This window comes from Plantibacter sp. MPB07, assembly GCF_046619465.1.
Taxonomy (GTDB): domain Bacteria; phylum Actinomycetota; class Actinomycetes; order Actinomycetales; family Microbacteriaceae; genus Plantibacter; species Plantibacter auratus.
Genome location: NZ_CP177043.1, coordinates 1,317,753 through 1,330,355, shown reverse-complemented (window position 1 = coordinate 1,330,355; position 12,603 = coordinate 1,317,753). Strand labels below are relative to the sequence as shown.

Genomic DNA, 12,603 nt, shown 5'->3' with positions numbered 1-12,603 from the left:
CTTGTTCCATGACCGAGACCACCCTCACCGCAACCCGCGTCGGCGACACATACGCCGCGCAGCTGGCGGAGTTCTCGGATGCGTGGGCAGAGATCCACCGGCAACAGGCCGTCCTCGACGCGCGGAAGGCGCGCCTCCTTGCCCGTTCCGCCGCCTATGCCGACGCGTTCGCGGACGCCACGGTCCCGGCCATCTTCCCGCCGGCTGAACGTCAGGCCCTCTCCCGCCGGTCGACGTGTGCGGCCCTCGCGATGGCGACCCGAATACCGGAACGGACGATCCAGCGTGCGACGAACGACGCCGAACGCCTCGTCAACGACGCTCCAGCCGTGCTCGAATCACTCGAGGCCGGTCGCATCTCCGCCCGGCACGCCCAGGTGATCACCGACCAACTCTGCGACGTCCCGACCGCTGGCCGGGCGGTGTTCCTCGAACAGGTTCTCGTCGTCGCCGAGCGCACCACTGTCGCTGGCCTCCGCACGAGCGCCCGCGTCCTGCGCGAGCGCCTCCACCCTGAATCCATCACGACACGCGCAACCCGCTCCGAGGCTGACCGTCGGGCGGAGTTCGAGCCCGCAGCGGACGGTATGGCCTGGGTGCACCTCTTCACCACGGCGCCGATCGCGCAGGGCATCATCGAGCGCGTCGAAGCAGCGGCAGCGGAGTCGCGCGCTGCGGGTGACACTCGCACCTGCGCGCAGCTGCAGGCCGATGCCCTCGCGGCGCTCGCTCTCACCGGAGTGACCCCGGACGACGTGATGTCGAGCCCGGTGCTCCCGCACCCGATCGAGGTCCAGGAGCACATCAAGCCGACCGTGCAGATCACCGTGCCGGCGCTGAGCATGGCCGGTGTCAGTGACGCCCCGGCCACGCTCGACGGGTACGGTCCGATCGACCCGGAGACTGCAGCACGTATCGCGGTGAACGCGCCCAGCTTCACCCGGATCCTCGTCCAACCGGAAACGGGTGCGGTCCTTTCCGTCGGGCGGAATCAGTACCGGGTTCCGGCCGATCTGCAGCGCGCGGTCCGGCTTCGGGACGGCACCTGTCGTGCACCGGGCTGCGGCAGGCGAGCCCGGGCCTGCGACCTCGATCACTCGGTCGCCTGGGAAGACGGCGGGACGACAGATGTCGGGAACCTCGCCTGTCTCTGTCGGCATCACCACCGGATGAAGCATCTGCCCGGGTGGAACCTCGACCACGGTCCCGGCGGCGTGCTCGACTGGACGACACCCGACGGGAAGCACCACCGGACGGAACCGGATCCCGCACCGTTCTGACTTGCCGCGGCGTACTCAGATCGAAGGGTTCCTCCTGAGCACTTCGACAAGCTCAGTGAGCGGGCGCGGTGTGCCCGGGACGATGAGGCGTCCTCGTGGGCACTTCGACAAGCTCAGTGACCGGGGGAGGTTCTCCGGGAACGTTTCGGTCCCTGAGCCTGTCGAAGGGCACTCGGGTCGCGCTGCCTCGGCGACCGGGAGGGGGCAGCTGGACACGCTCGGTCCCCGAGCCGACACCTGTCTCGGACAGCTGTCCGAGAAGTCGTGGTACACTGGTGGGAATGCCTCGCACATCAGGAGTTCCCGCCCTCGGTGTCGAGCAGTCCACCACTGAACGTCCCGCTCCGCCGTCGCGCGTCGAGCGCTTCGCTCCCGTCCTCCGAGTGACGGGCGACCCACGTGCCGAGCGCACCAGGCAGACGATCTTCGACGCCGTCGCCACCATCCTCGCCGGTCGGCCGGAACGGGTGTCCGTCGGCGACATCGTCCGGGTCGCCGGCATCAGCCGCAGCTCGTTCTACGCACATTTCTCCAGCCTCGACGACCTCACCGCGGCCTACCTACGGGTGCAGTTCGCCGGCCTTGCCGCGTCCGGTGTCTCGGTGCGTCCCGCCGGGGAGTCGCTGGGCAGCGCCGAGCGCGCCCGCGAAGCCTACCGACGCCTCGTCGCCCAGCTCCTCGAAGACGCACCGCTCTACTCGAGCGTGCTCGAGCTCCCCGTCGCCCGCAGCGCATTCGACGACCTCGTCGGCGAGCACGCCGACCACCTCATCGGCTCGCTGCTCGAGCGCACCGAGGTCCCGGTCGGCATCCCGGCGGGCCTGGTCTCCGCCTATGTCGCCGGTGGCACGCTCTCCCTCGTCGACGGCTGGCGCCGCGGACGCATCGACGTCTCGGACGACGAACTGGTCGAAGCCCTGGTCGCCCTGCTGCCCGCCTGGTTGCTCGACGAACGACCCGTCGGCGCGTCACCGCCACCACCGACCCCTGAGCCATCCGGCCGCTGAACCGCCGGAGCACGACGACGCCGGTGCGCGAGTACCGGTGACGACCTGAGAAGAGAAGAGGAACCATGCAGTTCATCGTTGGAGAGACTCTGGTCTACCCGCACCACGGAGCGGTCACCATCACCGAGTTGTCGAAGGTGACGATCAAGGGTGTCGAGCAGGACGTCATGACGCTTCGCGTGCACACGTCCGAGCTCACCATCAAGCTGCCGATCGCGAACGCCGACCTCGTCGGTGTGCGCGACGTCATCGACCACGACGGCGTCCAGGCCGTCTACGGCGTGCTCCGCGAGCCGTTCGTCGAGGAGCCCGGCAACTGGTCGCGTCGGTACAAGGCCAACCAGGAGAAGATGGCCAGTGGTAACGTCCACCGCGTCGGCGAGGTCGTCCGCGACCTGTGGCGTCGCGACCAGGACAGCGGCGTGTCGGCCGGCGAGAAGCGCATGCTCCAGAAGGCGCGCCAGGTGCTCGTCTCCGAACTCGCGCTCGCGCAGTCGATGACGGACGAAGAGGCGTCCGCGGGCCTCGACGAGGTGCTCGCCTCGTCGATCGCGACCCCCGAGGCCGTCGCAGCCAAGTAGGACCCATGTACACGAGGAGCGCCCCGCCGGTTCGGCGGGGCGCTCTTCGTCGTTGTGGAGGGTGCCTTCAGCCCCCGGTGTTGCCGCTTACGATCGCCAGCACGCCGACGACCGCGATGGCGACGATGGGCCCGAACGACAGGGCGGCCTTGGTGATCGTCCAGGCGCGGCTCTCGCGTTCCGGTGCCGGCAGTTCGGCGGGCGACACGTAGACCGGAGCCTGCCCGCCGTCACCGGACGCCCCGCCGCTGAGCTGCAACACCCGCGTGTCCGTCCACGCTCGTCCGTCGAAGTGGACCTGGCGTTCCTCGTCGGTCGGGTGCGGGTACCAGCCCGCGGCTTCGGCCTGCGAGGGCTTGTCCCGCTGGAACCGCAGCACCCTCGAGTCGCCCCAGGTCTCGCCGTCGAAGTGGAGTTCCTTCGTCGGGTCGTCGGGGTGCGGGTACCAGCCTGCGGTCGTAGCCATCCCTCAAGTATGACAGCGGGACCGGGGATGCCGAGACCGTCCGATGGGCGGCAGAATGGAGACAATCATGACGACGACACCGCGACCTCGAGCCCCACGTCCACAGATCATCCTCGAGGTGGTCCGCAGTTCCTGGGTCACACCGCACCTCGTGCGCCTCACCCTCGGCGGTCCCGGCTTCGCCGACTTCCAGCCCAAGGACGCCACCGACAGCTACGTGAAGATCTCCTTCGCCAAGCCCGAACTCGGCCTCGAGCCGCCGTACGACCTCGCGGCGCTCCGCGAGACGCTGGCACCCGCCGACCTCCCGGTCACCCGCACCTACACGGTGCGACGCGTGGACCAGGCGGCGGGCACCATGGACATCGACTTCGTGGTGCACGGCGATGAGGGGATCGCCGGCCCGTGGGCCGCTGCCGCGCAGCCGGGAGACCGCGTCGTGCTCGCCGGCCCCGGCGGTGCCTACCGGCCCGACCCGACCGCCGACTGGCACCTCTTCGCGGGCGACGAGTCGGCGATCCCCGCGATCGCCGCCGCCCTCGAGGCGCTCCCGGCGGACGCGAAAGGGCTCGCGTTCCTCGAGATCGGTGGCCGGGACGACCTCGTCGACCTCGACCACCCGGCCGGGGTGCAGCTGATCTGGGTCGGCCGTGCGGCCCGCGACGAATCGACGGCCGCGCTCCTCGCGACCGCCATCAGCGGACACCCGTGGCCCGACGGACGCGTGCAGGTCTTCGCCCATGGCGAGCGGGAGTCGATGAAGGCGTTGCGCGAGGTGTTCCTCACCCAACGAGGGCTCGACCGCTCCCAGCTCTCTCTGTCCGGGTACTGGGCCTACGGACGCACGGAGGACCGCTTCCAGGCGGAGAAGCGCGAACCGATCGGGGTCGTCCTGCCGACGTCGTGACGCCCGCCCCGCCCCGGCGCCGCGCTGCGGGCGGGCGCGGGACTCAGTGCGAGGGGTCGGCCGGCTTGCTCCGCGTCCGGCGGACCCGCGACGGACGCTCGACGCGCGCGCGGATGTCCGGTGGAACGAGGTCGAGCAACTGATCGCGCCGCAACGGGAGGTCGAGCAGGCTGAGTTTCATCCGGCCCTTGCGCGAGTGCCGGCTGGGGTCGAGACGGACGACGTTGGCTGCGTCGCGCACGAGCCGGACGGTCACGACCGCGCCACTTGCAACATCGGCGAGGACCTGGCCGTCGATCTCGACGGCGGCCTGCTTGGTCGCCGTCCCGATCGAGAACTGCAGGCGCTCCGCCGGCCCGAGGATGAAGGAGCGGTCGATGCCCGACATCGGGGCGACCGGCGTCACGACGGTGGCGGCGACGGCGGGGGAGAGCACCGGTCCGCCGGCCGCGTAGTTGTAGGCGGTCGATCCGGTCGGGGTGGCGATCACGATCGCATCGGCTTTGAAGTACCCGTAGGCGGTGCCGTCCACGGCGAGGTCGGCCATGACCACGCCGGTTCCCGGGCGCCGGGCGATGGAGACGTCGTTGAAGGCGAGGAGATGGGCGACCTGCTCGCCGGTGGTGATCGTCACCTCGAGGCCGTGGTGCGGTTCGAGGGAGAACTCGTTGTCGCTGACCCGTTGGAGCGCCTCCGCGAGTGCGGCCGGTTCGACCTCCACGAGGAAGCCGACGTTGCCGTAGTTGACGCCGAGCACCGGTGCGGACCGGCCGGCGAGCAGCCGCATCGCCCCGAGCATCGTGCCGTCGCCGCCCATCGCCACGGCGACGTCGACCGACGACGCGAAGGCGTCCTCGTCGAGCAGTTCGACGTCGTCGCCGAGCCGGTTGGCCTCGGCGCGGAGTCCGACGAGGCGCGCGCCGTGTTCGAGCTGCCATGAGCGGAGGATGCGGACGGAGTCGTCGATGTTCTTCGTCGGGTGCGTGATGAGGCCGATCGTCATCGACGGCCCGGTGGGGTGCTTCGTGCGAGTGGTGGTCACCCGTCGAGCATAGGCCGATCGCCTGACAGCGCGACCGGGACCCGAGCGCCCAGCGGGCAGCAGCGTGCCTCGCGACCGACGCGCGCCGGGCCGGGTTTGGGATACTGGAGGGAGCCGGTCCGCCGTGATCCTCACGGGGCGCCGAGCGTGGAGGAACGACATGAGCGATGTGACCGAGCACCCTGGCCGACTACGGCGGGCGGGGCGGCTGAAGCCGATCCTCATCGGAATCCTCTGTGCGGTGCTCGTCGTCGTCCTCGGGTTCGTCGTCTGGACCCAGATCGTCATGCAGGGCACCCGTCCCGCCGCACTCGCGGTGTGGGAGGACCCCGCGGTCTCCGTCACCGACGTCGGCGACGCCGTGGTCCTCGCCCCGACCGCGGACGCCGAGCGTCCTGCCTCCGGTACCGGTCTCGTCTTCATCCCCGGGGCGAAGGTCGACCCGTACGCCTACCTGTACAAGCTGTCCGGCGTCGTCGAGGAGGCCGGCGTGACCGTGGTCATCACGAAGCCGACGCTCAACCTGGCGTTCTTCGACCAACGGGCGCTGGAGACGTTCACCGCCGCCGCCCCGGACGTCGACACCTGGTTCGTCGGTGGCCACTCACTCGGTGGGGTGCGAGCCTGCCAGCTCGCGGAGGATCCCGCAGTGACGGGTCTCGTCCTGTTCGGGAGTTACTGCGCGAACGACCTCTCCGGCTCCTCCCTCGAGGTGCTGAGCCTCGCGGGGAGCGACGACGGACTGAGTACCCCGGAGAAGGTCGCCGACGCGCGCGTCCGGTTGCCCGCTGACGCGACGATGATCGAGATCGAGGGGGCGAACCACGCGAGCTTCGGTGACTACGGGGTGCAGCCCGGCGACGGTACGGCGACGATCTCCACCGATGAGGCCCGCTCCGAGATCACGCGGGATCTGGTCGAGCTGCTCGGCTGAGCGTAGGGGTTGGCCCCGGCGGTCCGCAGGGACCCTGACGATCAGCCCTTCGGGACCGGCGGCCCGACGACGAGCAGGGCCGTGAAGACGGCGACGACCACGAGGCCGCCGACGACCACGAGCAGGATCGGGTGTCGGACGAGCCAGCGCGTCAGGCGGTCGAGCACGCGCTGGTCGCGCGGGTCGGCGCCCGCCTCGCGGCGCCACGCCCCGTCGAGTCGGCCGGTGCGGTCCGCCCAGAGGTCGAAGGGGATGGTCGCGTACGGGACGACGGCGCTCACGAGGCCCACGAGGATCGTGCCGATGGGCCAGCGCTGGTTGATCCCGATGAGCAGGACCGTCGCGCCGTACACGAGGAACACGAAGCCGTGCAGCGCGCCACCGATGCTCACGCCGAGGTCGGTCGTCTTCGTGACGTACTTGAGGATCATCCCGATGATGAGCAGGGTCCAGGTGATCGCCTCGGCGATCGCGATCAGGCGGAAGAGGCGGCGCGGCGACACAGGGGCTCCAAGGCTCGGGGTGCAGGTCTTCCAGCTTGCCAGGGACGGCTGAGAAGGCGCTCCCAGCCGGCGTCCGGTTCTGCCACCCTGGGTGGATCGGGAATACCCGTCGGAGTGACGGGGTTCACCGATATGTATGCAAACACATACAATCGCCGTGACAGCTCGCGGCGAGCCACACGACGTTGGAGAACCCCATGACCACACCCCTCGAGTTCGGCATCGACACCTTCGGTGACGTCACGGTCGACGCCGACGGCGCGCCACTGTCCCAGGCGCAGGTCCTGCGCAACGTCGTGGAGCAGGGCGTCCACGCCGAGGCGGTCGGCCTCGACTTCATCGGGGTGGGGGAGCACCACCGCGAGGACTTCGCGGTCTCGTCTCCCGAGGTCGTGCTGGCGGCGATCGCGGCCCGCACCGAGCGCATCCATCTCGGATCCGCGGTCACGGTGCTGAGCTCCGACGACCCGGTGCGGGTCTACCAGCGGTTCGCGACGCTCGACGGCATCTCCGGAGGGCGGGCCGAGGCCATCCTGGGCCGCGGATCCTTCACCGAGTCGTTCCCGCTCTTCGGGTACGAGCTGTCGCAGTACGAGGAGCTCTTCGAGGAGAAGCTCGAGCTGTTCGTCGCCCTCCTCGAGCAGGAACCGGTCACCTGGTCGGGCAAGACGCGCGCGCCGCTCCGGGAGCAGTCGGTCTACCCCCGGGTGGAGCACGGGAAGCTGAAGACGTGGGTCGGTGTCGGCGGAAGCCCCGAGTCGGTCGTGCGGACCGCTCGATACGGCCTGCCGATGATGCTGGCCGTGATCGGCGGTGGGCCGCTGCGGTTCGCCCCCTTCGTCGACCTCTACCACCGCGCACTCGCGCAGTTCCAGCTGCCGACCCAGCCCGTCGGCATGCACTCGCCTGCCCACATCGCCGAGACCGATGAGCTCGCGCAGGAGCAGCTCTGGCCGCACTACCGGGCGATGATGGACCGGATCGGCCGCGAGCGGGGCTGGAGCCCGATGACGCGCGGGCACTTCGAGCAGGAGGCCGGCCCGGAGGGTGCGCTGTTCGTCGGTTCGCCCGAGACGGTCGCACGGAAGGTCGCGACCGCGGTCGACGGCTTGGGGCTGTCCCGCGTGGATCTGAAGATCAGCAACGGTTCGCTGTCGCACGAGCACCTCATGGACAGCATCGGTCTGTACGGCTCCGCGGTCGTCCCTCGCGTCCGTGAACTGCTGACCGAGACCTCGACCGCCTGATCCGGCTCAGCGCATGGCCGGCGCACGGTAGGGCATCGTCAGGGTCAGGACGGTGCCGCCGGTCTCGTCGTCGGCTGCCGGGCCGACCCTGAGGGACCCGCCGAACGCGTCGGCCCGTCGATCCAGTTGCAGCAGGCCGCCGGACGGTTCGGCGTCCTCGCGGAGACCGGAGCCGTTGTCGACGACGCGCAGTTCGACGGTGCTCGCCATCGTCCCTCGCCGCTCGGTGGCGGGCGACGAGACCCGGAGGTCCACGACGAGTCGGTCGGCCGCCCCGTGGGTCAGTGCGTTCGTCACGGCCTCCTCGAGCGTGCGGACGACGACCGCGCGCTCCGCGGTCGTGAAGACGTTGTCGATCGGGTCGTCGAGGAGCCGGAATTCCGGAGAGACGTCGAGACTGGTGGTGATCGACGGGGGGAGCCGTTGCAGGATCGCGCGGATGCTCGGTGCGATCCCGACCTCGAGCAGCGGCGGTGACAGGAGCCGGCTGAGTTCGCGCACGTCGCGCTCGCGCACGGTGCGGAGTTCCTCGCCGAGCGACCGCAGGGTCCTGGCCGCATCCGACCCGACGTCCGCGCCGCCCTGCTCGAGGGCCGTGGTGACGGATGCGAGCTGGGCGCTGATGAGGACGAGGTGCTGCTGCAGGGTGCCGTGCAGGCCTTCCGCGACCTCCCGCTTCACCCGCAGCTCCTCACCCTGCAGGGACTGGAGGGCGAGGTCGGCCCGGTGTCGCTGATCGGCGTGCGCACGCTCCTCCTCGCGGGCGCGTCGCCGGGCGGCACTGAGGCTGAACCCGAACGTCGCGCAGACCGCCAGGGCGAGCGTCGTCGTCCCGGCTTCGACGAGGACCGTCTGCAGGCTCGGGTCGCGGTACACGCCCAGCAGGAGCTGGAGTCCGCTGCGCAGCAGCCCCGTCAGCATCGCCACGAGGAGGACACCCGCGAGCACTTTCGGGCGCCACCACTCGTGCAGCGACGGACCCCACCTCGACCACAGCAGGAGTGCGAGCACGAGGATCGCCGCGCTCAGCGAGACGAGGTTCGCGGTGACCCGTTCGGCGAGCATGCCACGCGTCCCGCCCGGGGCGACCCAGGTGTAGATGTAGACGCTCTGGAACGACACGGCGAGTCCGAAGACCGCTGCCATGGCGCCACTGGCCGTGATGAACGCCCGGCTGTCGCTCCAGCGCTCAGCGCGAGCGGTCCGGGCCTCCTGGGTCATGGGTCCATTCTGACCTGCCGTGCGCGCCACCGCCGACATCGACGTGCGGTCGGTCGGGAGCTTCCCCCTCGGTCGTTCCCCGGTCGATCCGGGATACTCGGAACATGCACCACCAGTCGCACTCCGACCCTTCGCCCGCCGCGCTGTCCACGGTCGGTGACGCGACGACGGACGCCGCGACCACCAGGCCGCTGCGTGTCGGGGTGATCGAGGATCAGCCGCTGCTCGGCGGCATGCTCGCCGAGCTGCTCGACGGGGCGCCAGGCGTGGAGTTCGTCGGGCGTGCCGGTACGGTCGCCGAGGCCCGCAGGCTCTTCCTCCCGGGAACGGTGGACGTGCTGACCATGGACATCGAGCTGCCCGACGGCAACGGGGTGAGCCTCGGCGTCTCCCTCCGCCGTGCGCAACCCGGCCTCGGTGTCGTCCTGCTGTCCGCCTACGACCTCATGGACATGCTGCTCGAGATGCCGGCGGACGTCCGCGACGGGTGGAGCTACCTGTCGAAGACCTCGTCGCTCACGCGCGAGATCCTCCTCGAGGCCATCCGGGTCTCCGCACGTGGCGAGACGATGCTCGATCCCGAACTCATCGACCGGACCCGGCCCAGAGCGGGATCGAGTCTCGAGTCGCTCACCGACCGGCAGTACGCCGTCCTGCAGCTGCTCGCGACCGGTCGTTCGAACACGGGGATCGCGACCAGGCTCGGGATCGCGGAGAAGTCCGTCCAGAACCACCTCACGGCGATCTACGCCGCACTCGGGATCGAGCACGACACCTCGAGCAACCCACGGGTCTCGGCCGTCCTCGCCCTCCTCGCCGAATCCGGCCGCTTGTCCTGACGGGACGTCCGCGGTCGATGCGCGGGCTCAGCGTCCGCGGTCCGGCGCTTCGAGGTCGTCCACCGTCCGATCGGGGCGCCACCCACGCCAGACCGGATGCCTGAACCGTCCGTCCGGTGTCCACTCGCTGAAGCGGACCTCCCCGATGAGGACGGGTTCCACCCAGTTGGCGTCGGCCGCATCGGCCGGCGGGACACCCACGAGGGCCGTCGATGCCCGGCCCAGCCGTTCGAAGCGGAGCGCGGTCGCCGCCAACTCCCGATCGCTGAAGCCGCTTCCGACCCGTCCCGCGTAGTGCAGCAACCCGTCCGAGCCCGGCACCCCGAGTAGGAGCGACCCGATCCCACCCGAGCGCCCGCCCCGACCGGGACGCCAGCCGGCCACGACGACCTCCTCCATGCGTTCGTGCTTGAACTTGACCCAGGTGCTGCTGCGCCGACCCGGGCGGTAGCGTCCGTCGAGCTCCTTCGCCATCACCCCCTCCAACCGCAACCCCCGACTCACCTCGAGCGCATCGTCGAGCGAGCCGTCGATCGTTGGTGGCACCTGGACGACGGTCCCGGATCCGATCGTCCGCTCGAGCAGTTCGCGACGCTCCCGGTAGGGCAGCTCCGTCCGATCCGTGTCGTCCAGCGCGAGCAGGTCGAACAGCAGCAGCCGGACCGGCGTCCGACGGCGCTCCCGTTCGACGTCGCGCTCCGCGGTGAGCTGCATCCGACGCTGCAGCAGCGAGAAGTCGGGACGGCCGTCAGGACCCGACGCCACGATCTCGCCGTCGAGGACGACCGCACGGCCGGCGAGCGACGCCGCGAGTTCCTCGACCACCTCCGGGTACGCCGCCGTGAGGTCCTTGCCGTTCCGGCTCGACAACCGCACCCGCCCCGTCGAGCCGTCGACGCTCGCGATCGCACGGATGCCGTCCCACTTCATCTCGAACGCCCAGGATCCGTCGTCGACCAGCTCGCCGGGTGCCGCGACACTCGCGAGCATGGGGGTGGGGATCCCACGAGGCCGTGCGACCGGCGGAGCCGGCGGGTCACCCGGGGCGCGCATCCGGTGGATGAGCCACGACGGCGCCTCCCGTCCCGTCCCGCCCGCGGTCCGGATGAGCGCGAACCGCATCGGCCCGCCGAGCGCACCTCCCGCCCGGCCGTGCAGGGTCCCGATGATCTCGTCGTCGCGCCACTTCTCCAGCTCGTAGGTGCCCGCGTCCCAGATGGTCACCTCACCGGCCCCGTACTCACCAGCAGGGATCGTGCCCTCGAAACTGCCGTACTCGATGGGGTGGTCCTCCGTGCGCACCGCCAGATGGTTGCTGCTCGGATCCGTCGGCACCCCCTTCGGCAGGGCCCAGGACACCAGCACGCCGTCGTGCTCGAGTCGGAAGTCATGGTGGAGTTTCCGGGCCTCGTGTCGCTGGATCACGAACGAGGGCGGCGTCCCGGCAGCGGGAGGCGCCGGCGGTCCTTCCGGGACGGGCTCGGGCGTCCGCGCCGCGTCCCGCTTCCGCCGGTACTCCACGAGCCGGTCCTCGTGTTCCGACGGGCGGATCGTGATCGACGGACGCGGGTCGCCGAGCACCCGCAACGGGTCCTCACCGTCCGCCAGCCGCTCGAGCACCGCAGGGAACTCCAGCTGCGCCAGCCCAGGATCGTCGAGCTCCTCCCACCGGCGGGGAGCCGCCACCGTCGGCCGTGACCGACCCCGCAACGAGAACGGCGCGATCGTCGTCTTCGACCCGTTGTTCTGACTCCAGTCGACGAAGACCCTCCCCGTGCGTCGCTGTTTCGACATCTCGCTCACCACGAGGCCCGGCTCGTCCGCGGCCAGCGCCCGCGCGAGCTCATGCGCCACGAGCGACACCTCCGCGGAACTCTGCCGACCGTCCAGCGCCGCGTACAAATGGATCCCCTTGCTCCCACTCGTGAGCGGAACCGGATCCAACCCCATGTCCACCAACACCGCCCGCGCCAGGCCCGCGACCCCCGCGCACTCGGCGAGGGACACCCCCTCACCCGGATCGAGGTCGAGGACGAGACGGTCGGGCGGTCGGCGCTCGCCGGATCGGTCGAACCGCCACTGCGGCACGTGCAGCTCGAGCGCACCCAGCTGCGCCAGCCACGTGAGTGTCGCGAGATCGTCGACGATCGGGTACTCGTTCGTGTGATCGCTGTGCTCGATGGGGAGCCGTTGGACCCAGTCGGGAGCCGAGGCGCCCAGGTCCTTCTGGAAGAACCCCGACTCCAGCGACGCAGCCGTGCCGACGCCGTGCACCCAGCGTTTCCGAGTCACCGGCCGATCGGCGAGGTGCGGGAGCAGGTGTTCGGCGACCGCGGCGTAGTAGGCGAGGACCTCGGCCTTCGTCGTGCCGGTCTCGGGGTACAGCACCTTGTCGAGATGGGTGAGTTGGATCCGGCGTCCGTCGACGTCGACCCACTGCGTCTGCCCGCCACCGCTCGTCCTCGCCATGGCGATCAGCCTGCCGCCCAGGGGCGTCAAGGGCTAGCCCTTGACGATGTTCCGGGTGTCTACTGGTCACCACGACAGCGCGGGCGGATCCGCCCGCGGACGGGAGC

General features: G+C 70.5%; 12 protein-coding genes. 7 read left to right on the top strand and 5 right to left on the bottom strand.

Going from position 1 to position 12,603, the window contains the following annotated elements:
* Positions 1-8: 8 nt before the first annotated feature.
* The 3 genes from ACLIME_RS06245 to ACLIME_RS06235 all read left to right on the top strand — a co-directional run bounded on the left by ACLIME_RS06245 (position 9) and on the right by ACLIME_RS06235 (position 2,868).
* On the top strand, positions 9-1,280 hold the full coding sequence (locus tag ACLIME_RS06245) for a DUF222 domain-containing protein (RefSeq protein ID WP_411558429.1): 1,272 nt from the start codon (positions 9-11) through the stop codon (positions 1,278-1,280).
* A gap of 281 nt (positions 1,281-1,561) precedes the next feature.
* The gene (locus ACLIME_RS06240) at positions 1,562-2,287 is read left to right on the top strand and encodes a TetR/AcrR family transcriptional regulator (RefSeq protein ID WP_124769425.1); all 726 of its coding nucleotides are present in this window, start codon (positions 1,562-1,564) and stop codon (positions 2,285-2,287) included.
* Between the two features lie 65 nt (positions 2,288-2,352).
* Positions 2,353-2,868, top strand: coding sequence for a CarD family transcriptional regulator (locus ACLIME_RS06235; RefSeq protein ID WP_064296128.1), 516 nt, complete (start codon positions 2,353-2,355; stop codon positions 2,866-2,868).
* A gap of 67 nt (positions 2,869-2,935) precedes the next feature.
* On the opposite strand, the gene ACLIME_RS06230 is transcribed toward ACLIME_RS06235, so the two are convergent.
* A complete protein-coding gene (locus ACLIME_RS06230; protein ID WP_274500006.1) occupies positions 2,936-3,334 on the bottom strand; it encodes a hypothetical protein in 399 nt (132 codons plus the stop codon).
* 67 nt (positions 3,335-3,401) lie between these two features.
* On the opposite strand from ACLIME_RS06230, the gene ACLIME_RS06225 reads away from it, so the two are divergent.
* Positions 3,402-4,241 carry a siderophore-interacting protein gene (locus ACLIME_RS06225; RefSeq protein WP_124769423.1) on the top strand — a complete coding sequence of 280 codons (840 nt, stop codon included), beginning with the start codon at positions 3,402-3,404 and terminating at the stop codon, positions 4,239-4,241.
* A 43-nt stretch (positions 4,242-4,284) separates the two neighbouring features.
* Here the strand turns inward: ACLIME_RS06225 and ACLIME_RS06220 are convergent, their stop codons facing one another.
* Positions 4,285-5,283 carry an NAD(+)/NADH kinase gene (locus ACLIME_RS06220; protein WP_236555474.1) on the bottom strand — a complete coding sequence of 333 codons (999 nt, stop codon included), beginning with the start codon at positions 5,281-5,283 and terminating at the stop codon, positions 4,285-4,287.
* 160 nt (positions 5,284-5,443) lie between these two features.
* Here ACLIME_RS06220 and ACLIME_RS06215 point away from each other — a divergent pair, with 160 nt between their 5' ends.
* Positions 5,444-6,217 (top strand): alpha/beta hydrolase, encoded by a 774-nt coding sequence (locus tag ACLIME_RS06215; RefSeq protein ID WP_411558428.1) that lies wholly within the window; start codon positions 5,444-5,446, stop codon positions 6,215-6,217.
* A gap of 41 nt (positions 6,218-6,258) precedes the next feature.
* On the opposite strand, the gene ACLIME_RS06210 is transcribed toward ACLIME_RS06215, so the two are convergent.
* Positions 6,259-6,720: a DUF3817 domain-containing protein gene (locus ACLIME_RS06210; RefSeq protein ID WP_079706044.1), complete on the bottom strand. Its 462-nt coding sequence runs from the start codon at positions 6,718-6,720 to the stop codon at positions 6,259-6,261.
* Positions 6,721-6,917: 197 nt separating this feature from the next.
* Between ACLIME_RS06210 and ACLIME_RS06205 the strand changes: the two genes are divergently transcribed.
* Positions 6,918-7,967: an LLM class flavin-dependent oxidoreductase gene (locus ACLIME_RS06205; protein ID WP_194600463.1), complete on the top strand. Its 1,050-nt coding sequence runs from the start codon at positions 6,918-6,920 to the stop codon at positions 7,965-7,967.
* Positions 7,968-7,973: 6 nt separating this feature from the next.
* Here ACLIME_RS06205 and ACLIME_RS06200 read toward each other — a convergent pair whose 3' ends face one another.
* On the bottom strand, positions 7,974-9,188 hold the full coding sequence (locus ACLIME_RS06200) for a sensor histidine kinase (protein WP_411558427.1): 1,215 nt from the start codon (positions 9,186-9,188) through the stop codon (positions 7,974-7,976).
* Positions 9,189-9,292: 104 nt separating this feature from the next.
* On the opposite strand from ACLIME_RS06200, the gene ACLIME_RS06195 reads away from it, so the two are divergent.
* Entirely contained in the window at positions 9,293-10,027 is a 735-nt protein-coding gene (locus tag ACLIME_RS06195) for a response regulator transcription factor (RefSeq protein WP_079706041.1), read from the top strand.
* Positions 10,028-10,054: 27 nt separating this feature from the next.
* On the opposite strand, the gene ACLIME_RS06190 is transcribed toward ACLIME_RS06195, so the two are convergent.
* Entirely contained in the window at positions 10,055-12,496 is a 2,442-nt protein-coding gene (locus tag ACLIME_RS06190) for an ATP-dependent DNA ligase (RefSeq protein ID WP_411558426.1), read from the bottom strand.
* Between the last annotated feature and the right edge of the window lie 107 nt (positions 12,497-12,603).

Coding starts and splice junctions, on each gene's coding strand:
- ACLIME_RS06245 (WP_411558429.1), top strand. CDS start 9: ATGACCGAGACCACCCTCACCGCAACCCGCGTCGGCGACACATACGCC.
- ACLIME_RS06240 (WP_124769425.1), top strand. CDS start 1,562: ATGCCTCGCACATCAGGAGTTCCCGCCCTCGGTGTCGAGCAGTCCACC.
- ACLIME_RS06235 (WP_064296128.1), top strand. CDS start 2,353: ATGCAGTTCATCGTTGGAGAGACTCTGGTCTACCCGCACCACGGAGCG.
- ACLIME_RS06230 (WP_274500006.1), bottom strand. CDS start 3,334: ATGGCTACGACCGCAGGCTGGTACCCGCACCCCGACGACCCGACGAAG.
- ACLIME_RS06225 (WP_124769423.1), top strand. CDS start 3,402: ATGACGACGACACCGCGACCTCGAGCCCCACGTCCACAGATCATCCTC.
- ACLIME_RS06215 (WP_411558428.1), top strand. CDS start 5,444: ATGAGCGATGTGACCGAGCACCCTGGCCGACTACGGCGGGCGGGGCGG.
- ACLIME_RS06205 (WP_194600463.1), top strand. CDS start 6,918: ATGACCACACCCCTCGAGTTCGGCATCGACACCTTCGGTGACGTCACG.
- ACLIME_RS06200 (WP_411558427.1), bottom strand. CDS start 9,188: ATGACCCAGGAGGCCCGGACCGCTCGCGCTGAGCGCTGGAGCGACAGC.
- ACLIME_RS06195 (WP_079706041.1), top strand. CDS start 9,293: ATGCACCACCAGTCGCACTCCGACCCTTCGCCCGCCGCGCTGTCCACG.
- ACLIME_RS06190 (WP_411558426.1), bottom strand. CDS start 12,496: ATGGCGAGGACGAGCGGTGGCGGGCAGACGCAGTGGGTCGACGTCGAC.